At 66.0% G+C, this 21,891-nt stretch carries 17 protein-coding genes; 9 read left to right on the top strand and 8 right to left on the bottom strand.

The features are described 5' to 3' along the window. Nucleotides 1-10 precede the first annotated feature (10 nt). From RF640_RS16540 to RF640_RS16530, 3 genes are all read right to left on the bottom strand, one after another. The gene (locus tag RF640_RS16540; RefSeq protein ID WP_368828410.1) at nt 11-295 is read right to left on the bottom strand and encodes a hypothetical protein; all 285 of its coding nucleotides are present in this window, start codon (nt 293-295) and stop codon (nt 11-13) included. A 512-nt stretch (nt 296-807) separates the two neighbouring features. Next, on the bottom strand, nt 808-3,255 hold the full coding sequence (locus RF640_RS16535; protein ID WP_368828409.1) for a galactose oxidase-like domain-containing protein: 2,448 nt from the start codon (nt 3,253-3,255) through the stop codon (nt 808-810). 593 nt (nt 3,256-3,848) lie between these two features. Further along, nucleotides 3,849-4,678 (bottom strand): IS5 family transposase gene (locus RF640_RS16530; RefSeq protein ID WP_368828408.1). Its coding sequence is split into 2 segments (ribosomal slippage): nt 3,849-4,327 and nt 4,327-4,678, totalling 831 coding nucleotides; the frame shifts between segments, so codons are not numbered across the junction. A gap of 464 nt (nt 4,679-5,142) precedes the next feature. Between RF640_RS16530 and RF640_RS16525 the strand changes: the two genes are divergently transcribed. The 7 genes from RF640_RS16525 (at nt 5,143) to RF640_RS16495 (ending at nt 12,702) form a co-directional block, all read left to right on the top strand. Further along, nucleotides 5,143-6,543, top strand: a complete 1,401-nt coding sequence (locus RF640_RS16525) for a lyase family protein (protein WP_206539751.1) — start codon at nt 5,143-5,145, stop codon at nt 6,541-6,543. 33 nt (nt 6,544-6,576) lie between these two features. Beyond that, the gene (locus tag RF640_RS16520) at nt 6,577-8,175 is read left to right on the top strand and encodes a DASS family sodium-coupled anion symporter (RefSeq protein WP_052133083.1); all 1,599 of its coding nucleotides are present in this window, start codon (nt 6,577-6,579) and stop codon (nt 8,173-8,175) included. Then, on the top strand, nt 8,172-9,170 hold the full coding sequence (locus RF640_RS16515) for a LacI family DNA-binding transcriptional regulator (RefSeq protein WP_368828407.1): 999 nt from the start codon (nt 8,172-8,174) through the stop codon (nt 9,168-9,170). The genes RF640_RS16520 and RF640_RS16515 overlap by 4 nt, the downstream gene beginning before the upstream one ends. Before the next feature lie 224 nt (nt 9,171-9,394). Next, a complete protein-coding gene (locus RF640_RS16510) occupies nt 9,395-9,994 on the top strand; it encodes a sugar O-acetyltransferase (protein WP_368828406.1) in 600 nt (199 codons plus the stop codon). Between the two features lie 14 nt (nt 9,995-10,008). Beyond that, nucleotides 10,009-10,602: a TetR/AcrR family transcriptional regulator gene (locus RF640_RS16505; protein WP_035929414.1), complete on the top strand. Its 594-nt coding sequence runs from the start codon at nt 10,009-10,011 to the stop codon at nt 10,600-10,602. Between the two features lie 76 nt (nt 10,603-10,678). After that, the gene (locus tag RF640_RS16500; protein WP_368828405.1) at nt 10,679-11,479 is read left to right on the top strand and encodes a uridine kinase; all 801 of its coding nucleotides are present in this window, start codon (nt 10,679-10,681) and stop codon (nt 11,477-11,479) included. Nucleotides 11,480-12,030: 551 nt separating this feature from the next. Continuing rightward, a complete protein-coding gene (locus tag RF640_RS16495; RefSeq protein ID WP_109149353.1) occupies nt 12,031-12,702 on the top strand; it encodes a response regulator transcription factor in 672 nt (223 codons plus the stop codon). 193 nt (nt 12,703-12,895) lie between these two features. On the opposite strand, the gene nirD is transcribed toward RF640_RS16495, so the two are convergent. Beyond that, the gene (nirD, locus tag RF640_RS16490) at nt 12,896-13,270 is read right to left on the bottom strand and encodes a nitrite reductase small subunit NirD (RefSeq protein ID WP_109149352.1); all 375 of its coding nucleotides are present in this window, start codon (nt 13,268-13,270) and stop codon (nt 12,896-12,898) included. 375 nt (nt 13,271-13,645) lie between these two features. Between nirD and nirB the strand changes: the two genes are divergently transcribed. Together nirB and cobA are read left to right on the top strand one after the other, a co-directional pair. Further along, nucleotides 13,646-16,312, top strand: coding sequence for a nitrite reductase large subunit NirB (nirB, locus tag RF640_RS16485; protein WP_058873263.1), 2,667 nt, complete (start codon nt 13,646-13,648; stop codon nt 16,310-16,312). An 11-nt stretch (nt 16,313-16,323) separates the two neighbouring features. Then, the gene (gene cobA / locus RF640_RS16480; RefSeq protein ID WP_058873375.1) at nt 16,324-17,346 is read left to right on the top strand and encodes a uroporphyrinogen-III C-methyltransferase; all 1,023 of its coding nucleotides are present in this window, start codon (nt 16,324-16,326) and stop codon (nt 17,344-17,346) included. 177 nt (nt 17,347-17,523) lie between these two features. On the opposite strand, the gene RF640_RS16475 is transcribed toward cobA, so the two are convergent. The 4 genes from RF640_RS16475 to RF640_RS16460 form a co-directional block, all read right to left on the bottom strand. Then, a complete protein-coding gene (locus RF640_RS16475) occupies nt 17,524-18,117 on the bottom strand; it encodes a recombinase family protein (RefSeq protein WP_058873376.1) in 594 nt (197 codons plus the stop codon). 220 nt (nt 18,118-18,337) lie between these two features. Further along, a complete protein-coding gene (locus RF640_RS16470) occupies nt 18,338-18,550 on the bottom strand; it encodes a hypothetical protein (RefSeq protein WP_368828404.1) in 213 nt (70 codons plus the stop codon). Nucleotides 18,551-19,244: 694 nt separating this feature from the next. Continuing rightward, nucleotides 19,245-20,309 (bottom strand): hypothetical protein, encoded by a 1,065-nt coding sequence (locus tag RF640_RS16465; protein WP_368828403.1) that lies wholly within the window; start codon nt 20,307-20,309, stop codon nt 19,245-19,247. A gap of 119 nt (nt 20,310-20,428) precedes the next feature. Further along, the gene (locus RF640_RS16460) at nt 20,429-21,439 is read right to left on the bottom strand and encodes a pentapeptide repeat-containing protein (protein WP_368828402.1); all 1,011 of its coding nucleotides are present in this window, start codon (nt 21,437-21,439) and stop codon (nt 20,429-20,431) included. Between the last annotated feature and the right edge of the window lie 452 nt (nt 21,440-21,891).

Raw genomic sequence — 21,891 nt, 5'->3', positions numbered from 1 at the left:
GTCCCCCGGGCTACTCACCGGCCCCGCACGCGAGACCGTCGCCGTTGGGATCCAGTCCCTGCGGATCCACCCCGGGGTTGCGCACGGCAAGGCCCTCGGGGAAGTGGGCACGGACCTCGGCGCAGCCCCAGTGGTGATCCATGCTCGCCGGGTCCATCCCGGCCGCCCGCATGTCTGCCACGTGCTTGGCCAGCGACGGCGGCACGCTCGGCAGGCACTGCCCGTCCTGCCCGTACTCGGGCACGCATCCCCCAGGAGCCGTGCTCTGGTCGCCGAGGACCTCCTCCGCCGTCACAGCCCCGCGTGCACTGAGTCCCTGGGTCCGGTCAGCTGGTGCTGAGCGCCTGGCCTGGCCCGGCACCTTCTCCCCTGCGTCCCGACCGGCCGCCGCGGCGAGACCGGCCGCGGGATCAACGCGGCCGGGTGTCCCCGCACCGGATTCGGGGGCAGGTGCGCGCCCGGCCGCCTGGGACAGGCTCCGTCCGGACTCCCCCTCTCCGAAGTCCGGCCCGGTCGGCGGAGACTTCTTCTCACCATTCTGGGGAGGACGCTGTGGCTCTTGCTTACCGCCGGGGGACGCGCCGTCGTCGTCTCCTGTGCCGCGGCCTGCCCTGGGCGAAGCACCCTCCGATACCTGTGCCGAGAGCCCCGGATCGTCGCTGGGCCGCTGTCCGGACGCGGCCGCAGGGCCGGTGCCCTCGGCGTCCGCGCTGGTCGGACCCGTGAGCAGGACCACCACGGCGATCAGCAGCACCAGCACCGCTGTCCCGATAGCCATGGCCCGGCAGCGTGTGCGCATCAGGGCGTTCACGAGACCCACACCCACTCCGCCTCGCTGGGCACCCCGTCCGCGTCGAGCACGGTCAGCATGTAGGGCCCGGGTGGGACCAGGTTCGGGTTGTCCGGGACCTGGACGGTCCTGGTGCCCCCCGCGCCGGCCATCGGCAGGTCGATGAGCCGGGCGTTCGTGTCGGTCTGATGGGTGGAGGACATCGGCGCCATCAGCGAGGCCGAGACGACGTCCCCGTCCACCTCCAGCTCCAGGGCGTCCCCGTGTCCCGCGGCATCCGGGGCCTGCACGATCTTGGGCCGCTCTCCTTGGAAGAGGTACGGCGGGCTGTAGACCGAGATCCGGAAGTCGAAGGAGTTGTCGGCCGGGTTGGTCCCCATCACCGCCACCCGGCCGTCGGGCAGCAGCACGGAGGTCGAATGGTAGTTGCGCCCCACGGGGTCGGCATCGGCGGGGAGCCAGGTATTGGCCTCGGGGTCGTAGAGTGCCGCCGTGTGCACGTCCCCGGCACGGTTGAACTGCGCTCCGTTGGCCGCGAGCACCGTCCGGTCGGGGAGGTTAATCAGGTTCACGTAGGCCTTGCCGGGACCCGGCAGCGACGGGCCGGGCTGATAGGCCGGGGTGGGCTGTGACAGGTCGATGATGTCCACCAGATCGGTGCCCGCGGCGTTGAGATCCGTGTTGCCCCCGCCCACGATCATGATCCGCTGGTCCTGCACGGGGCCGATGAACACGGACCCGGCCTGGTCCCGCAGGTCCTTCTCCCGCAGACCCGGGACGTCCCAGATCTGCGCGCCCTGCCAGTCGTAGATCGAGGCGCCGGTGCCGGGCAGTCCGTTGCCGAACGTGTGGGCACCGGTGTAGAACATCGTCCCGTCGTCCAGGAGGAACATGTGCGGATAGGTGCCCCAGAAGCTCCAGGTCTGCGGCACACTGTGCTGCGGCAACCAGCTCATCGAGGAGTAGTCGAACATCTCGGTGAGCACCGTGCCCTCAGCCTTCTCGTCCAGCCCGCCCGCGGCCCACACGTCCCCGTTGCCGAGCTTCGTGAGCGAGGGGTACCAGTGCGCACCGGCCATGTCCGAGAGCTCATGGAACGCGTTGTCCTCGGGATCGAAGTAGTAGCTGCGATCCGATCCCTTGAAAGTGTTGGGACCGGCGTCCTCCTCCGGGAACGCCATGGTGCCCCCGGCGAGCAGAACCTTGCCGTCGGGCAGAGTCACGTGGCCCGCGCAGAACATGTCATAGGGCACCGGGATCTCGAGGAACTCGCCGGTGTCCGGGTCCCACACCACAGCACGGAAGGTCCCGGCGGCGAACTGGTTGCCGTCATTGCCGGAGCCGGCGATCAACAGCAGCCGGCCGTCGTGCAGCAACGTGGTGTGGATGGCCCGGATGGGCAGCTCGGTCTCAAGCACATCCCACGAACCCACCAGTGCTGCGTCCCCGGCTGCTGGGGGTGGGGCAGGGGCGGGGGCGACCTGGCGCAGGGAGTAGTTGGTGGTCTTCAGCTCCCCCACCCCGTAGAGGGACACCCCGAAGGAGATGCGGTCCACCCCTTCGGGGATCTCCTCGATCCGGGCCTGCCCGGTCGTCCAGTCCGCACTGGCCGGCAGCACCTTGAGGTCGGTGAAGTACTGCCAGCCGGCCGCGGTGTGCGCGAACACGGTCACGGAGTTGTTGGCACTGGTGGACTTGTAGTCCACGGACAAGTCGTAGCTGCGCCCCGGCACCACCGCCGGGGCGCACCCGGGCTCCTCAGCCTGGATCAGCTTCGCGTCCCCGGAGGTGTAGGAGCTGATGCTCAACCCGTAGGACCGGGTCCCCGGCGCCGACCCGGCTGGCACGTCCTCGGACAGCCCGCCCTGCACCTCCCGCTCACCCCACCCGGCGGACAGGAAGCACGACGGCACCCCCGAGCCCTCGGCCAACGACCCGTTCACCACCAACTCCTCCCCCTCGCCGGTGTCGGGCGCTGGGGTGGGCTCGGGGGCGGGGGCGACCTGGCGCAGGGAGTAGTTGGTGGTCTTCAGCTCCCCCACCCCGTAGAGGGACACCCCGAAGGAGATGCGGTCCACCCCTTCGGGGATCTCCTCGATCCGGGCCTGCCCGGTCGTCCAGTCCGCACTGGCCGGCAGCACCTTGAGGTCGGTGAAGTACTGCCAGCCGGCCGCGGTGTGCGCGAACACGGTCACGGAGTTGTTGGCACTGGTGGACTTGTAGTCCACGGACAAGTCGTAGCTGCGCCCCGGCACCACCGCCGGGGCGCACCCGGGCTCCTCAGCCTGGATCAGCTTCGCGTCCCCGGAGGTGTAGGAGCTGATGCTCAACCCGTAGGACCGGGTCCCCGGCGCCGACCCGGCTGGCACGTCCTCGGACAGCCCGCCCTGCACCTCCCGCTCACCCCACCCGGCGGACAGGAAGCACGACGGCACCCCCGAGCCCTCGGCCAACCCCCCGTTCACCACCAACTCCTGACCCTCCCCGGGGGCCGGTGCGGGTTCGACCGCCGGAACTACCGGCACGGGGCCGGCGTGGGAGGTGACCGGCACGAGCGCGACACTCGATCCCACCAGCACTGCAGCGGCGAGGACTGCCGCCCCGCGACGCCCCCCGATGGTCAAGGCCGGACGGAGCGGTCCCCGTCTCGGCCGTGGCGTGAGCGCGCTCAACGGCCCGTGCATGCGATCCCCCCGATCGGCACTGCGCCAACGAGCACACGGACCCCCCGGTCCGTACATACTCCTCGGGTTGAAAACCCCCAGGAGCCCAAATCACTCGTTGACAAGTGCGAATGTATCTTCGTTAACACCCAAGCAGTGTTTGCACTTGGTAAGATAGCCCCCCATATGGGGACAACAGGGACAGAACCAGCAGGGGTCTCAACAGTCATCGAGCCGGGGCACGAGTGGCGCGCACCGGAATGCCCGGGGCCGCGGAGCCCGAGACCGGGCAGCCGACCGGCCCCGGCCGAGCTTCACGGTTCTTCACATCAGCAAACCTTGTGAAGCGTGGCGCCGGACTCACGCCCCACTTTCCGGAACGTTTAGAAATGGTTTCAGTAGTCCTTTCCGGGCAGTCGCCGGGCGCAGATGACGGTGACCGCCAAGGTAGCCACGGCGGTGATCGTGGTGGCGCTGCGGTCGTAGCGGATGGCCAGGCGGCGGAAGGCCAGCAGCCAGGAGATGGTGCGTTCCACCACCCAGCGGTGCCTGTCCAGGCGTTCGCTGAAGTCCACTCCGATCCGGGCGATGCGGGCGGTGATCCCGCGCCGGCGCAGGTAGCGGCGCACCCTTTTGTTGTCGTAGGCCTTGTCCGCGTGCAGCTTGACCGGTCTCCGTCGTGGCCGACCGCGGCCTCGTCCCTTGACCGGGCTCAAACCGTCCAAGATCGGCTCCACCAGCATGGAGTCGTGCCGGTTGGCTCCGCTGATCGCCACCGCCAGCGGCAACCCGTCGGCGGTGACCAGCAGGTGGTACTTCGTGCCCAGTTTCCCGCGATCCGTGGGGTTGGGCCCCGTCAGCTCGCCCCCCTTTTGGCCCGGACGCTCACCGAGTCCAGAGACGCCCTCGACCAGTCCAGAGCCCCGTCCTGCCCGAGCTTCTCGAGCACGGCGCGGTGGAGCTTCTCCCACACCCCGGCCTCCTGCCAGGCCCGCAGCCGGCGCCAGCAGGTGATCCCGGAGCCGAAGCCCAGCTCGGTGGGAAGCTTCTCCCATGCGATGCCGTGCTCGGCCACGAACAGGATGCCCTCCAGCGCGGCACGGTCATCGACCCGGGATCTGCCGGTCCTCCCGTTCTTCGCCGGCGGAGGCGGCGGGATCAACGGTTCCAGCAACTCCCACAACTGGTCCCTGAGCTGTCGCCCGGACGCTGTCTGACTCGCCATGGCAGTCATGATCACCGGCCTGGCCGACCCCACCCAAGGCCTCAGCCATAACCATGGAAACCATTTCTTACTACGGCAACGGGTCCATGCCAGCCGAAGGGGAGCAACACTAGATCTAAGAACTCCCGTGGCTTGTTCGCCGCTAACCGGCCATATGTAAAGCGGATGGAACAGAGCCGCTCTGACAGTCAGTGCCCCTGGAACCTCCCGCGATGGTTCGACCCGCCATGGGACTCAGGTCCGGATGGTCTCAGCGCGTAAGACGCGCGCAAGGGAACGGTTTGGCCCCGTCCTCATCGCAGGCCCAGATCTGACAACTGGTGATCAGGCGGCCCACCGGGTGCCGGGAGCACGGCCCCGAAGGGGATCTCCAACGGTGACGCGAGTAACACGCCGGGGTTGACAGTGTGAGCTGGCTCATCTTTAATCGTGATCAATCGATTGATCACGACTGAGGAGCCACTGTGACCACTTCTTCCCTGCACCCCTCACCCGCCACCGCACCGACAGATGCTGCCGTAGCGTCACCGCAGATCTTCGATCTGCTGCTGCACAACTACGGGGACGCGCGGATGAGCGCGGTCTTCAGCCCGGAGTCGATGGTCGCCTCCTGGTTGCGCACCGAAGCCGCTCTGGCCACCGCCCAGGGGGACTTAGGGGTGATCACCGAAGCCGAGGGCCAGGCGGTGGCCCAAGCTTGTGAGGACCTGGAGGTCGACTACGAGGCGTTGTGGGCCTCGGCGCGCAATGTGGGGTACCCGATCCTGGGGCTGGTGCGCCAGATCGCCGCGTCCCTGCCGGCCGGTCCGGACGGCCGGGTCCACTACGGGGCCACGACCCAGGACATCATGGACACCGGCCTGGTGCTGCAGCTGACCGAGGCCGGTGCTGTGATCACCGACCACCTGAACAACATCGGCGACGCGGTGGCCCGGCTGGTGGACGAGCACGCCGAGACCCTGATGCCCGGACGCACCCACGGCCAGCAGGCCGTGCCCACCACCTTCGGGGCGCAGCTGGCCCCGCTGCTGGCCGAGCTCACCCGGCAGCGGGCCCGCTGGGCGGCTGCGGCCGAAGGGGTGCGGGTGGTTTCGCTGTTCGGGGCCGGGGGCACCAATGCCGCCCAGGGCCCGCGCAGCCGCGACGTGCGGGCAGCGGTGGCCGAGACCCTGGGGCTGTCCACCACGGACGTGTCCTGGCACCCGTCCCGGGACGGGCTGGCGGACTTCGCCCAGACCGCCGCGGCCCTGACCGCGACGTGCGCGCGGATGGCCCGCAACGTCATCGATCTCTCCCGGACCGAGATCGGTGAGATCGGCGAGGCCGCCGGCAAGCACCGCGGGGCCTCCTCCACGATGCCGCAGAAGGCCAACCCGATCCTGGCCGAGGGCATCATCGGGCTCGCCGGAGTCGCCGGGCCGCTGTCGGCCGGAATGTTCCGGGCGATGGAGGTCCCCCAGGAGCGCGCCGCCGGGGAGTGGCAGATCGAGTGGTACGTCCTGCCACACCTGATGGGCCTGAGCGCCGCCGCGCTGAAGGCCACCACCGAGCTGGTGGAGGGGCTGCGCGTGGACGCGGACCGGATGCGGGCCAACCTCGACCACGACGGCGGGCTGATCATGGCCGAGGCCTACATGATCTCCCTGGCCCCGGTGCTCGGGCGCGAGAGAGCCCACGACGTCGTCTACTCCGCCGTCGGGCAGGTCCGCGCCGGACGCGCCACCTTGACCGAGGCCGTCACCGCCGCCGTGGCAGCCGCCGGCGCCGACCTGGCCACCACCCCGACCCGCATCGATCCTGCCGACTACCTCGGGGAGGCCACCGCCATGTGCGCGGCCGCCGTCGAGGCCTGGACCCGGCGCTAAACGATCCTCGTGCCCGCCCGAAGGAGACCACCGATGACCACCACACCCACCGCCCCGCCCGTGCCCGCCCCGCCCGCACTAGACGCCGATATCGAGGACCACGACGCCGGCGGCAACCGGTTCGACCGCATCCGCAAGACCATCGGTCTGTTCGCCGGCCCGGCCGCGTTCGTGCTGATGCTGTTGCTGCCCCTGCCCTTGGAGGCCAACCAGCAGGCCCTGGCCGCGGTGATGGTGTTCGTCATCATCATGTGGGTCACCGAGGCGCTGCCGATCCCGATCACCTCCTTGCTGGCCATGGCCCTGTGCGTGGTGCTGCAAATCCCGACCCTGGAACCGGACAGCACCCAGGACGCCACCGCCTTCGTCTTCGGGGCGTTCTCCAGCTCCACCTTGTTCCTGGTCATCGGCGGATTCATCATCGCCCGGGCCATGTCCGTGCACGGGCTGGACCGCCGCTTCGCGATCAGCGTCCTGGCCATCCCCGGGGTCGCCAAGTCCACCACCCGGGTCGCGTGCGCCTTCGGCGGGGTCGCCGCGATCGTCTCGGCCTTCGTGTCCAACTCGGCGGCCGCGGCGATGCTGCTGCCCATCGGCCTGGGCATCGTCCGGGCTCTGGGCCCGGAGGTCGCCCACGCGGCCGGCATTCAGGACTTCAAGCACACCCGCTTCGCCACCCTGGTCATGCTCATGATCGCCTACGGCGCCAGCGTCGGCGGGCTGCTGACCCCCATCGGGTCCACCGCCAACATCGTCGGGCGCGGCTTCCTCGAGGAGCAGGTCGGGGTCAGCCTCAACTTCGTCACCTGGGGGCAGCTGACCTGGCCGCTGGTCGTGGTGATGTTCGCCGCGATGTGCCTGACCCTGTGGCTGTTCAACCGCCCCGAGATCAACAAGATCGAAGGTGCTACCGAGTACATCCGCACCGAACGCCACGCCATGGGCACGATGAGCCGCGGGGAGATCAACACGCTGATCTGCTTCCTGGTCGCCGTGGTCCTGTGGGTGGGCCCCAGCCTGGTGGAGCTCATCGCCGCCCCCGAGACCGGGGCCCTGGCTGCCTTCGCCGCCATTGATGAGGGCACCGCAGCCCTGATCGGGGCGTCCCTGCTGTTCTTCCTGCCCCTGCACTGGGCGCAGCGGAAGTTCACCCTCAGCTGGTCCGACGCCGGGCGCATCGACTGGGGCACCGTGGTGCTGGTCGGGGCCGGACTGGTCCTGGGCCGGCTGATGGCCAACACCGGCCTAGCCGAGGTCATCGGCACCGGGGTCGCCGGTGGGCTCGGACTCACCAGCGGCGTGGCCGTGACCGTGCTGGCCGTGGTGCTGGCCATCGTGATCTCCGAGACCACCAGCAACACCGCCGCCGTCGGGGTGGTCGTCCCGGTCGTGATCCCGATCGCGGTCGCCGTGGGCATGGACCCCACCATTCCCACCCTGGCCGCCGTATTCGGGGCCTCCTGCGGGTTCATGCTCCCGGTCTCCACCCCGCCCAACGCCATCGTCTACGGCTCCGGGATGGTGCCCATCACCCGCATGTTCCGCACCGGGCTGGTCTTCGACCTGCTGGCCATCGTGATCATCTCCGGCGGCGTCCTGGCCGTGACCTCCGTGGTTACTGTGGGAGGGTGAACAAACGAATTACCATCGCTGACGTTGCCGCCAGGGCAGGTGTCGATCGTTCCCTCGTCTCCCGAGTGCTCAACGACGACCCTGCCCTGCGGGCACGTGAGGAAACCCGCCAACGGGTCCGCCAGGCCGTGAAAGAGCTGGGGTACCAGCCCAACCGCATCGCCCGCAGCCTGCGCACCGCCACCTCCAACACCCTCGGACTGGTGATCCCCAGCTTCGAGAACCCCATCTGGGCCGTGGTCGTCGACGGCGCCGAGACCGAAGCCGACGCCCGCGGCAAGACACTCATCGTCGCCAGTGCCGCCCGCACCCCCGGACGCGTCCAGCAGTTCCTGGACCTCGGCGCCCACGGCGGCCTCGACGGGATCCTCATCGCCTCCGCCGGCCAGACCGACACCCCACCCGCCGACGCCCCCGTCCCCTGGTTGTTGCTCAACCGCCGGGCCGAAGGCAGCCGACGCTACCTGCTGCTCGACGACGAAGCCGCCGCCCACCGGGCCACCACCGCCCTGATCGACCTCGGCCACACCCGCATCGCCCACCTCTCCGGGCCGGCCCACGCCGAATCCGCCGGGCGCCGCACCACCGGCTACCTCAAAGCCATGGCCGACCACGCCCTCACCCCCGGACCGATCCTCGAGGCCGACTACACCTTCACCGGCGGCCACACCGCCACCGGCCCCCTGCTCGCCGCGGCGGCAGAGACCACCGGGGTGGTCGTGGCCAACATCGCCTCCGCCTCCGGGCTGCTCGTGGGCCTACGCGCCCACGGCACACGCGTCCCGGATGACATCTCGGTGATCGCCATCCACGACCACCCCCTGGCCGGGGCCTTCGACCCACCCCTGACCACCGTGAGCATGCCCCTGTTCGAGATGGGCCGCCGCGCCGTGGCCCTGCTCCTGGACACCGACCCCCAGAACGCGATCGAAGAGATCATCCCCGACGGCATCGAACTCATCCCCCGAGCTTCCACCGCACCCCCCAGAGCCTGAGTCACTCCTCGGCCGCCCCTGCACCGCCCACCTGGGAAGCCCAGAACGGACTCCCACCGCGACGCCACAGCGGCATACTCAAATTGGCCGGGACGGGACTTCCACCAGATGCGAGAACTCCTGGGGGTTGCCAGCCGCTAACCGGGGCATATGTAAAGCCGAGGGGCTAGAGACATCTCTATTCATGTGGACGGGCGCATCCATCGATGCGTACGATCGTCCACATGATGGATGACACCCCTGCCCCGGTGGACTACTTCGCCGGTGATCCCCGCACGAACCGGCAGCGGATGCTGGCCGGGGACCTCTACATCGCCGACGACCCGGATAACGCGGCCGCCTTCCACCGGGCGCTGCGGTTGAGCCACCGCTACACCGCGGCCTACGTCGAGGACCCCGGGTCGGTCAGGCCCCTCCTGGAGAAGCTGTTCGGCGCGGTGGGCGAGGGCGTCGAGGTCCGTCCGCCGCTGACGGTGGACTACGGCAGCCACATCACCGTCGGGGACAGGACCTTCATCAACGCGGGCCTGACCGCCCTGGACGTCGCAGCCATCACCATCGGCGCCGACTGTCAGATCGGCCCGAACGTCCAGCTGCTCACCCCCACCCACCCCGTGGAGCCGCAACCGCGCCGCGACAAGCTCGAAGCGGCGCAGCCCATCACCATCGCGGACAACGTGTGGCTGGGCGGCGGGGCCGTGGTGTGCCCCGGGGTGCGCATCGGGGAGAACAGCGTGATCGGCGCCGGGGCGGTCGTGACCCGCGATGTCCCCGCCAACAGCCTGGCCGTGGGCAACCCGGCCCGGGTGATCCGCAGCATCTGAGGAAGGGGGTTCCCGTGAGGGCTCGCCGCACCGACCCGGACCGGCGCGATCGGCTGGTCGGGGTGACCCTCGAGCTCATCGCCGAGGCCGGGGTGAGCGGGGTGTCCCACCGCAAGATCGCCGCGGCCGCCGACGTCCCGCTGGGGTCGATGACCTACCACTTCACGGGCATGGACGAGCTGCTCCACGAAGCGTTCACGCGCTTCGCCGAGCACATCGCCGGATCCTTTCAGGCCCGCCTCAGCGCCGCGGAGAACCCGCAGGAGGCGGTGGAGGCGGTCGTCGACCTGGTGCACGAGCTGTCGGAGCCGGGCAGCCACCGCGACCGGGTGCTCGCCTACGAGCTCTACACCCTGGCCGCGCGCGAGCCGCGGTACCGGGCGATCACCAGCTCCTGGATGCGGCGCAGCCGCCAGGAACTGCAACGGCACTTCGATCCCCGCACCACGCGGCAGCTCGACGCCCTGATCGAGGGACTGGCCCTGCACCGGGCCCTGGACGAGGACCCGTTCGACCGCTCCCTCACCGAGGACGCCGTCCGCAGGATCGTCACCCCCGCCCTGGGCCCCGCCCCGGCCGACGAGAACACCGCGCCGACGCGGCGCTGAGAACGCACGCCGACCAGCACGGTGGGAGAGGTCTTCTCGACCGACCAGCCACCCTGAAACGTGGAAGAAGGAACGCATGTCCCCTCCCATGGTGCTGCCGCCCGAAGAACCCGAAGCCGACCCATGGTCCGCCCTCACCATCGAAGACGTGGCCGGCCTCCTCTTGGAGGGTCGTGATAGCGCACCGGGCCGCCCCTGGATCGTGGCCGTCGACGGCCGTGGCGGGGCGGGCAAGTCCACCCTCGCCCAGCGGCTGCTGCCTCACCTCGCCCCATCGGCCGTGGTGCACACCGACGATGTGGCCTGGCACGAACCGCTTTTCGGCTGGGGCCACCTGCTCGGCCACGACATCCTGGAGCCACTGCACCAGGGCCGGGCGGTGTCCTTCCAACCACCCGCCTGGCCCACCCACGGCCGCCACGGGACGATCGAGATCCCGGCCGGGCTGCGGGCCGTGGTCGTCGAGGGCACCGGCGCCGACCAGCACCGGTTCGCCGAGCTGATCGACCGGAGGATCTGGGTGCAGGCCGACCACCGGCTGGCTGAGGAACGGGGCATCGCCCGCGACGTCACTCACGGCGCCAACGGCGACGCCGAGCAGTCACGCCGGTTCTGGCACGAGTGGATGGCCCACGAGCTGCCCTTCTTCGCCGCCGAACGGCCCTGGGAGCGGGCCGATCTGATCATCGCCGGCACCCCCGTCCTCGCCCTGGGCGGTGACGAGGTCGCCTGCGCACCCGGACCGCACCGCACCGGCCGCCCGAGCCGTCCGCCCGGTTCGGCACGGCGAGCACCCGAGCCGGACACCGAACGCGTCCCACCAGACCAGCTCCTGACCGATCGAGAAAACGGTCATCTCGACGGTGAAGGCCTCTAACGCGCCATATGTAAAGCGGGGGCGACGCAGCGGTCGAGCCTCTTTGTCCTGGAGTCCCCTGGCCACGTACACGGACACGGACACCGCGACGTCCAGGCGGGCGAAGTCCTTGAGCTGCTTCTTGCGCCGGTCATCCCTCGCATCGGTGAAATGGATCTGCTTCTGGTTCGGCAACCACAGCGTCCGAGCTGCTTTGCGGGGGGCGTTTACATCCCCGGCGGCCACCACGCTGGCGTAGACCTGGGGGTCCTTCGGACCGTCGAGCGCGCCAAGGGCTGCAACAGGTCCGGGTCGGGATGCTCAACGACCTTGCCCGTCCCAAGACCAAAGACGCCCGTCACGCAAAGGATGCGAACCGTCGAAGCTGTTACAACATCTTCACGCCGTCTTACTAGGATGCCCACGCAGACGAAGGACCGCTGTGGGAACGGCCCGCATCCTCTAGGCCGGGACGGGACAGTGCCCCGGCAGCTGCCTGAGAACGATGCCGGATTGGCGGCGAGGGTGATGCCCTGACGCTTCAGCCGTGTACCGGAAGTGGAGAAGCACGAGTGTTTCAGATTCTGATGCTGACCGACGCGGACGGTCCTTCGGCATCGGTGCTGCCGGCCCTCGACCTGCTCAACCACCGGGTGACGGTGGCCCCGACCCGCACCGTCTCCGGCAACCTCGAGGGCCGGTCCCCGGACGTCGTGCTGCTCGACGGGCGCACTGACCTGATCACCGCGCGCAACCTTGCCCAGCTGCTCACCACAAAGGGGCTGAACGCACCGGTGCTGATGGTCCTCACCATAGGGGGAATCACCGCGGTCGCGGCGAACTGGATGGTCGACGACGTCGTGCTCGACACCGCCGGTCCCGCGGAGGTGCAGGCCCGGCTGCGCCTGGCCACCTCCCGAACCGCGGACCTCGCCGACGACGACGCCCGGATCCGTGCGGGCTCGGTGGTCATCGACGAGGCCGCCTACTCCGCCCACGTCAACGGCGCCCCGTTGAACCTGACCTATAAGGAATTCGAGCTGCTGAAGTTCCTGGCCCAGCACCCCGGGAAAGTCCTCACCCGCGCCCAGCTGCTGAAGGAGGTCTGGGGCTACGACTACTACGGCGGCACCCGGACCGTGGACGTGCACGTGCGGCGGCTGCGTGCCAAGCTGGGTGCGGACCATGAGCACCTGATTATCACGGTGCGCAACGTCGGCTACAGCCTCGTGCTGACCCATTGACCTCATATCCGTGCCCAGGTCATTTCCGTGTGTCTGCCGCTTCGTTCATAAAACTGCCCGGCATGTCCAGACAGGTCAGAGAGTCAAGGAAACCCGGGGCAGCCCCGACCTATAGTCAGCCGGGCCGCCCACCATGTCTGCACCTATCGACCCGTGGACCGGAAACACATAGGTGGAGATGGGCTCCACCGGACTATGCCGCGGACAGCCCAACGACGATGTTTCCGTCCTCGACCCGCACCGGGTGGACGCCCAGGCGCAGACCGGCGTCGGTGAGGCACTCGCCCGTTTCGAGCACGTAGATCTCCTTGTGCAGTGGCGAGGCGATCGTGGCTGCCTCGGTGCGGGAACCCACGATGCCGCGGGCCATCACGTGCGCTCCGGTGGCGGGGTCGGCCTGGTCCACCGCGTGGATCTCAGTTGCGGACAGGCGCAGCAGCGCCACCTGGCGGCCGTTGATCAGCGCGGCCTCGCCCCAACCGACCTCTAGTGCGTCGATGCCGCACACGTGGTACCAGTTCAGGCTGGTCTCGTCGGTGGTGGCTTCGGGCGGGGTCAGGGCGGTCATGGAGCACCTCGTTCGTTGCGGGGATGTCAGGTCGCGGGCTCGACGCTAGGGACAGCGTGTTTCGCGGGAGACCGGGCGCCGTAACGCCAGAGTAAAACGCAATTCACGGCCTCCGCCCGCCATCGTGATAGGCCCGAGCAGCGGAACCGTCGTTTCCCCTGGATCCCAGAAGCAGAACGGTGTTGTTGCACTCATGTTTCTCGCCCCTCACGGGTGCTCTCCGCTGCGTTCGGGCAACGTCAAAGCGGTCGAAACATCGGAGCAACGGGGCAGCAACCGACGCCGCCTACGGTCTGTAACACGGGCTGCTGCCCTCTCGCTCCGACCACTCCAGGCGCCCGCTCCGGCACCGACCACCCGACCCGAAGGCCTGCCATGAACCAGAACCCGTCCCGCCGAATCGTCGTCGTGGGCGGCGGCCCCGCCGCCCACCGGTTCGTCGAATCGATGTGCTCCCGGAACACGGCAGGCATCTCCATCACCGTCCTGACCGAGGAGGTGCACCTGCCCTACGACCGCGTAGGACTTAGCCGCGCCCTCACGGATCCGAGCACGGACCTGACCCTGGGCGAGCATTCCCTGTGGGACCACGAGAACGTCACCCTCGTGACCGGTGCCCGCGCCGTGGACCTGGACCTCGAAGCCCGCGTGGTGGTCACCGAGACCGGCGACCACCACGCCTATGACGAGCTCGTGCTGGCCACCGGCTCCAACGCCGCCCGGCTGCCGATCCCCGGCAACGAGCACACCTACGTCTACCGCACGCTCGAGGACGTCTGGTTCCTCAACCGGGAGGTCGCCGCACTCACGGAGAAGCTGGGCCGCGTGGTCAACGCCGTTACCATCGGCGGCGGGCTGCTCGGCCTCGAGGCCGCGGCCGGGCTGCAGCAGCTCGGCGCGGAGCCGATCGTCATCGACGGCGCCCCCTGGCTGATGAGCACCCAGCTGGATGAGGGCGCCGGGCAGGCCATGGGCCGGCTCGTGGCCGACAAGGGCCTGACCGTGCACGGCGGCGTCTTCCCGAAGGAGGTCCGCACCGAGACGGGACCGGACGGCGAGCCGGTGGTGACCGGCGTCGAGATGGCCGACGGCCGGTTCATCGACGCGGATCTCGTGGTGGTGGCCATCGGTGTCCGACCACGAGACGAGCTCGCCCGGACGGTCAACGAAGCCGCCGGGCCCGACGCCGAGCCCGTGTTCCGGATGGGCCAGCGCGGTGGCATCGTGATCGACGAGGGCTGCGCCACCGATGTCGAACACGTGTGGGCCATCGGCGAGGTGGCGAACTTCGACGGCATGTGCCTGGGCCTCGTGGCTCCCGCCAACACCATGGCCGAGATCGTCGCCGATCGACTGCACGGCGGGGACGCCTCCTTCCCCGGCTTCGACACCGCCACCAAGCTCAAGCTCTCCGGCGTCGACGTGGCCAGCTTCGGCGACGCCTTCGCGAGAACCGAAGGCGCACTCGAGATCGTGTACGCCGATCCGGCCCGCGGCGTCTACCAGAAGATTGTGGTCACCGACGATGCCCGCACGCTGTTGGGCGGCATCTTCGTGGGCGACGCCGCGCCGTACACGTCGCTGCGCCCACTCCTCGGCCGCGAGTTGCCCGCCGAGCCCGGGGCCTTCCTCACCGCGGCCGGCGGCGGTGAGACGCCCGAGACCGAGCTACCCGACGACGCGGTCCTGTGCTCCTGCAACAACGTAGCCGCCGGTTCCATCCGCGAAGCAATCAACGGGTGCGGCGCGTGCGAGGGTCAGGACCCCGTCCAGGATCTCAGCGAACTGAAGGGCTGCACGCGCGCCGGCACCCAGTGCGGATCCTGCGTCCCCGTGCTGAAGAAACTGCTCGAGTCCGAGCTCACCAAGTCCGGGATCACCGTTTCCAAGGCGCTGTGCGAGCACTTCGCACTATCCCGCGCTGAGCTCTTTGAGGCCGTGCGCGTGCTGCAGCTGCGCTCCTTCGAGGACATCCTGGCCCGCTTCGGCACCGGCCGGGGCTGCGACGTCTGCAAGCCCGCGGTCGCCTCCATCCTGGCCTCCCAGTACTCCGAGTACGTGCTCGACGCCGGCCTCGGCGCCCTCCAGGACACCAACGACCGCGCCCTGGCCAACATGCAGAAGAACGGCACCTACTCCGTGGTCCCGCGCATTCCCGGGGGCGAGATCACGCCCGCCAAACTCGCGGTCATCGCGCGCGTGGCCGAAAAGTACAACCTCTACACGAAAATCACCGGTGCCCTACGCATCGACATGTTCGGCGCCCGCCTCGAGCAGCTGCCGGACATTTGGAAGGAGCTCGTAGAGGCAGGCTTCGAGTCCGGCCACGCCTACGGCAAAGCCCTGCGCAACGTGAAGTCCTGTGTAGGTTCCACCTGGTGCCGTTTCGGCGTGCAGGACTCGGTGTCCATGGCCATCCAACTCGAGCTGCGCTACCGCGGCCTGCGGTCCCCGCACAAGCTGAAAATGGGCGTCTCTGGCTGCGCCCGTGAGTGCGCCGAGGCCCGAGGCAAGGACGTCGGCGTCATCGCGACCGCCGACGGCTGGAACCTCTACGTCGGGGGCAACGGCGGCGCGAACCCCGTACACGGGAAGCTACTGGCCCAGGACCTTGACGACGGCACGCTGATCCGCTACATCGACCGGTACCTCATGTACTACATCCGCACCGCCGACCGGCTCCAGCGCACGGCGCACTGGCAGGAAGAACTCGAAGGCGGTCTACGGCACGTCGAGGACGTGGTTGTCCAGGACACCCTCGGCATCGCCGAGGACCTGGAGGCCGCCATGGCCCGCCACGTGGACCACTACCAGGACGAGTGGGCCTCCACCCTCCAGGACCCGGAGCGGCTGCGCCGCTTCCGCTCCTTCGTCAACGCCCCGCAGGAGGCGGACACCTCCATCGTCAACGTCGCGGAGCGCGGCATGGAGCGCCCCGCGACCGCCGAGGAGATCGCCGCGGGCGGTGCCGCCGGACCCGTGCTGATCAGCTCGACTATCCCCGTGCGCGTCGCGGAGCAGAGCACAGAGCGGGCCCTGTGAACGCCCCCGCGATGGACCTGACCGGCGCCACGGTCCTGGTGGCCGGCGCACCGGAGGCCGCCCGGCGCGCTGTCCGCCGCTACCGCAGCGCCGGGGCGACCGTGCGGACCGTGCAGACCCCGGCGGACTACCGCAGCGTGCTGCTGGGCCGGGTGGTCCTCGTCGCCCTCGTCGAGGACGGCGACCCCGGGTGGGAACGGCTCGTGGCCGACTGCCGCACGTGCACCGTACTGCTGATCCGCGAGTCCGCCGCAGCACCCGGCGGGCGGGTCACCCTGGTCGGGGGCGGCCCCGGACCGGAGGACCTGCTCACCGCCCGGGCCCTGGACGCGCTGCGCGAGGCCGATGTCGTCTTCTACGACCGGCTCGGCCCGCACCGGGGGTTGAAGCGGCTGACCGGGGGTGCAGAACTCGTCGACGTCGGCAAACGCCCCGGTCACCACGCCGTCCCGCAGCACGAGATCGAGCGCCTCCTGGTTGAGGCCGCCCTTGAGGGTCAGCACGTGGTGCGGCTCAAGGGTGGGGACCCCTTCGTCTTCGGCCGCGGCGGCGAGGAAGTCGCCGCGTGCGTGCGGGCGGGAGTCGAGGTCTCGGTCGTCCCAGGCGTCACGAGCGCCGTCTCCGTCCCCGCCGCCGCAGGGATCCCCGTGACGCACCGCGGCGTCAGCCACCTGTTCACCGTGGTCTCCGGTCACGCGCCACTCACCGACGCCGAGCACCGCCACCTCGCCGGCCTGGGCGGGACGATCGTCGTGCTCATGGGCGTCGGCACGCTGCCGCAACTGGTCGCCGGTCTGTCCGCAGCCGGCATGGACACGACCACGCCAGTCGCCGTCGTCGAACGGGGCTGGAGTGACTCGCAGCGCACCACCGTGTCGGATCTCGCCAGCGTCATCACGGACGCGGCGACCGCCCGGTGCGCCTCGCCCGCCGTGCTTGTAATCGGCGACGTCGTGCGCCAGGCGTACGGCGGCCAGTGCGCCGATCCGCTGGCCGGGATCATCCGGGCCGTCGGGGGCGCCCCGCTACAGTGAGCGCCATAACGGCTCGCCGGGCGTTCCTCGTGGCCGTCATTGGGTTGGAGCCGACGGCTTCACCTCCCGGCTGCGTTGTCGCAGAACAACAACTACCGGAAGACCCCGCGCCGAAATCACAGGTAGAACGGAAACGCGGCGGCATATGCATCACGATGACCATAGGCAACGGCGGTCTCAGATCGTCGTCGCTTGCGGCAGCTCCCGGATCCGTCTATAGAGCGTGGCCCTGGACATGCCGAGGTCCCGCGCGACTTGAGTGGCCGGTTCGCCGGACTCGATCAGGCGCAGGGCGTTGCGGATCTGGGAGTCGGTGAAGGTCTGGCGCCGCCCGCCGAGGTCCTTGCCGGCGGCCCGGCGTTTGGCCACCGAGTCGGTGATCCGCTCCCGTTTGATCTCCAGTTCCATCTGGGCCAGGGCGGCCATGACGGTGAAGACCATTGAGCCCATCGGGGTGGCCGTGTCCACGTCTCCCCCACCGAGGTTGAGCACCCGCAATCCAGCGCCTCTCGCGCGCAACGCCTCGGCGAAGACCAGCATGTTCTGCGTTGACCGCCCCAGACGGTCCAGCGTGGTGATGACCAACGTGTCGCCTTTTTCGAGGGATGCCACGGCCTTGTCGAACTGAGGGCGTGATGTACGCCCTCCAGACACTCCACTGTCGACATACATGTCATCGCGCCGCACGCCGGCACTCAGCAGGTCAGACACTTGACGGTCTGCGTCCTGCTGCCGTGTAGATACTCGCGCATAGCCGATCAGCTTGCCCATGCCCATCCCATCTCATCTGTCTCGCAACTAAGGTTGAGCATCCAATTCTAGGGGCATGGATAAAGTACAAGGATGCGAGACACCCGCAGCCGCGGAAACATGCGGGCGCAAATTTTCCGGACGAGACGTCTCGCATTCCATGACCTGCGAGACGCATCAAGGCGCCAAACGCTCATAAGACTCGGTCTCACCCGCCGGCGAACCCGCACCGGATGCAGTGTCAGTCGGTGAAACGCTCGTAGGCACTCTGCCGGGAAGTATTCAACGACCACCCGACCCCGGCCCACGAGGCCCCGCTCCCCCGGGCGTCCTGCACGGCATCGCGCGGCGCCACGCCGGCTCCGCGCTCTAGCAGGCGCAGGAACCTCACCCGCTCCAAAGCGCGGTCGGCGCTCTCCTCGGTCTTGGCGGCCGCCCATGCATCGGCAGCCATGCGCAGAAACTGGGCCACAGCCACCCCGTCACGGTCATCCACTGGCACAGAGTGATCGGCCAGGGCTGCCCCCAGCCCCCACGCAACATGCGGGGCCGTCGCGCCCTGTTGTCCATCGTGCTCGAGCACATCTACCTCCGGGTGTCATGAAACCCTGACACTGTCAGGATTCGCTGACATGACGGCCAGGTCAAGCAGCAAAGTAGGCAACCGAGCGTACGCTTCTTCGCGCCGGCTCAAGTTTTGCTTCTAAGGCGTCGCGCAACCCTCAACTTGCGAGTCACTGTTCAATCCAGCGACCAGTCCCCTAGACATGCACGGCACAACGGTGGGTGATGAACGGGACATCTCGCACGGACGAGCAATGTAGAAATGTAGAAGCTTCAATTTTATGGTGAGGAACCAGTCCCTCACCTCACAGGCGCACCGGAGGGAAAAACCTAACGCACCCCGCACCTAGCCACCATTCCCAGCACCTTGCGTCGTTACTCAAATGGATAGCCTCGGCCCCAAGATACAGCCTCCCAAGATCAAAGGTCCGAAGCCTAGTCATCCGACTCCAAGTAACAAGGGACGAAAGAGAACGAATATCTCATCTAAACTAACAGCGAAACATATATTCTTGACAATCCCTGGATGGCGCATGGAATGAGCCACAAGTCATGTTAGGAAAATATGGCAGTTTAGATGGCGCTCAAAAAGTCGGAAGATGCGTCAAACAGGATATTTTCAGCTTTTGTTCCAACACATGGACAGCATCTACCATTTGCTCTAAAAGACGACTTCCATCTCTAGTCATTCTCAGCGGATCGCTTTCAAGATCAAACGGGAACATTCCCCAAACCAATTCAGATGGGTACCGTAAATTCAAAGATGAGGAAACTCCAACAAACGGAATCGAAAGAGATTTTCCAATATTTATCACACTCCGGTTCTCTGCCCGAGAACGCAAGAAAAATGGATCCAGATTAGCCGTAAGTAAACCCGTGGGCACCATACGCCTCTCGGGATCCATAAACCCAAAGGTGAATCCTTCGGTTAGGCTAACAAGCCATACATCCCAACCAGCATTCCAGCATTTATCCGACAATTCGTCCGGACTCTCTGATCCACTGTACTTGATTAACTTTTTAACGCCTCGAACCATCTCCCGATCACCAGCAAGCCATGATATTGCCAGGCTTGCACAGTAGGGGTCACGCACGCCTAAAATATTCTTGGACCACTCACTGTATTCCTTGAGAAGCGAAAGGGGATCTTCTCCATCTTTCCTCCGTGACTCAAGTGAGCAAATATAGAGTATATGCGCATAATAAGCAATAACAAAAACATTTGGCATCGAGGTCGACTTAACAGAATCACACCGGGGTTTTAAGTTTTTTTTCAGGTAATTATCTCTGTTTGCTGGAGGATGCCGATTGTCAAAATTTTTTTCAATTTCATCAGCATTCCACATCAACACCTTGTCTATTGCATAGCCCCAGCGGTGATACACCGACTCGCGGAAAAAACCCGTTCTGGAAACGCTAGCTTCCAGTAAGGCAAATCCATAATTGACGTCAATAAATTTCCCTCGAACGCCGGTATGCGGAAATGCTTTTAGGGCCGCCTTGAGATTATCCCTGTCCTCTTGACTTCGTTTTTGAAAGTAATATCTTCCGATGTCAATCAAAAAGTTGGTGTCTAATATTAAGCGACGTGGCATTTGACTGTCATCCGATAAAGCATTTACAATTTTATACTTCCCTAAATCAATCATCCAATGTCTCTATTCATTCGCAATTGGGTCCGCTCTATGCCCGATAAATATGAAAAATCAGACTTAATACCTTTTTCCTCCGACCTGAAAGGCAAGCTGGGCGGAAAAATACTCGATTTTTACTCCTTTACATTTTTTGGAAACATTAGGCGGGGGTTTCCCGTAGCACCATCAATACAACTTCCATATCCCTCATCGGGAAAGGACTCTTTCAACCTTTTGTAGTCCTTTTCGTAAATTTTTGTTCCTTCTATCGTTGATCTACGAATCCGCGTGTTGTTTAAAATTGCACCCATTAAATTTGCTTTATTTAAATCCGCGCCACTAAATGCTACGCCAGTAAGATCGGCGTTACTAAAATCCGTTCCATACGCATCACAGTTTTTTAACCACGCACCCGCCAGGTCGGTGTTACCAAAGCGTGCATTTTGCAGCTTTGCGCCTATCAGCCAAATACCATGAAGACAACAATCGTCGAGTCGAGATTTTTCAAGGTGAGCATACTCTAGGTTGATCCATTCACCCTTCCAGCGGAAATCAACTTCCCCCTTCTTCGTATGATCCCTTATAATCTCCACCGCGTAAAGCCGTGGAGATTGCACTGGTGCTAATGAGAGTCGTGATACCGACTCTTTTCCGATAGCATGACCACGCTCATCGACCGGCCAGCTTTTTAGATATGCACAAAGAACGCTTATACATCTTCTAACGTTTTCTGTATCGCCAAACTTTTGCCACTCGTTTGCCAGCGCAGACAGAACTTGTAGGCCTCCAATAACAATATACGGAGAATCTGAGGACACCATTTGACATGCTTCGGCAAACCTTTGATTGCGTGCCGATTCCCGATCGAGCTCACGAGCCTTACTCGCTGACTGATATGTAAAAACGGCAGCTAAAGCCACCATGAAAGCCGACACAAGTACCGCCATAGGGGCCGCCAGTTGCGAAACCGCGATCTCTAGAGTTAACCTTGATATTTTTATAGCTACTACAATTAAAATTAATATGGCAGCAAAAAATGCTCCCCCCATCCAAGCGACCTTAGTCACGAGAGATATTTTGGATTCATCCTTTTTTTTTATGAGCACATCAGAAACCTTTACAACTATTGATTGAGTTGTTGCCATTTAATCGCCTTGTTGCCTTTATACCCCCCATCGGACGCTTTCATTGCACCTGTAGAGCTGTATATGGTCGTTTAAGGCCCGGGCGGATGACATCACAGACCGGGCGTTTGCTCATGCCAACGGAGAGGTGCCCAGCACTAGCTACCTTGGCACCTATTTCATGTAGTCAAGTGCTACGTTAGACCCTGTTATCACCACTGTGGTGGCTTGGTGCATAAAAGCATAATATTTCTGATTGACGATATGGCGTGGGGAGCCGAGGGCGAATTTCCACTTGCGTTGTCTGCATCTTCACCTGATCATTGAGTTCCTCCTAGAGTAAGTGGTCCGTATGCCTTGATCTCTAAGAGCCTGTTCCTGAACCTGGTGGGCGCTGGGCGCTGGGCGCTGGGCTCGAGGCCGAGCTGGCGGGGTGGGCAGGTGGTAGAAAGGCGGAACTCCCGGTAGAGAAG

The sequence above is a fragment of the Kocuria sp. CPCC 205231 genome (assembly GCF_040980965.1).
GTDB lineage: Bacteria > Actinomycetota > Actinomycetes > Actinomycetales > Micrococcaceae > Kocuria > Kocuria rosea.
Note: the sequence above shows the minus strand (reverse complement) of the source record. Positions and strands in the feature narration are given on the sequence as shown.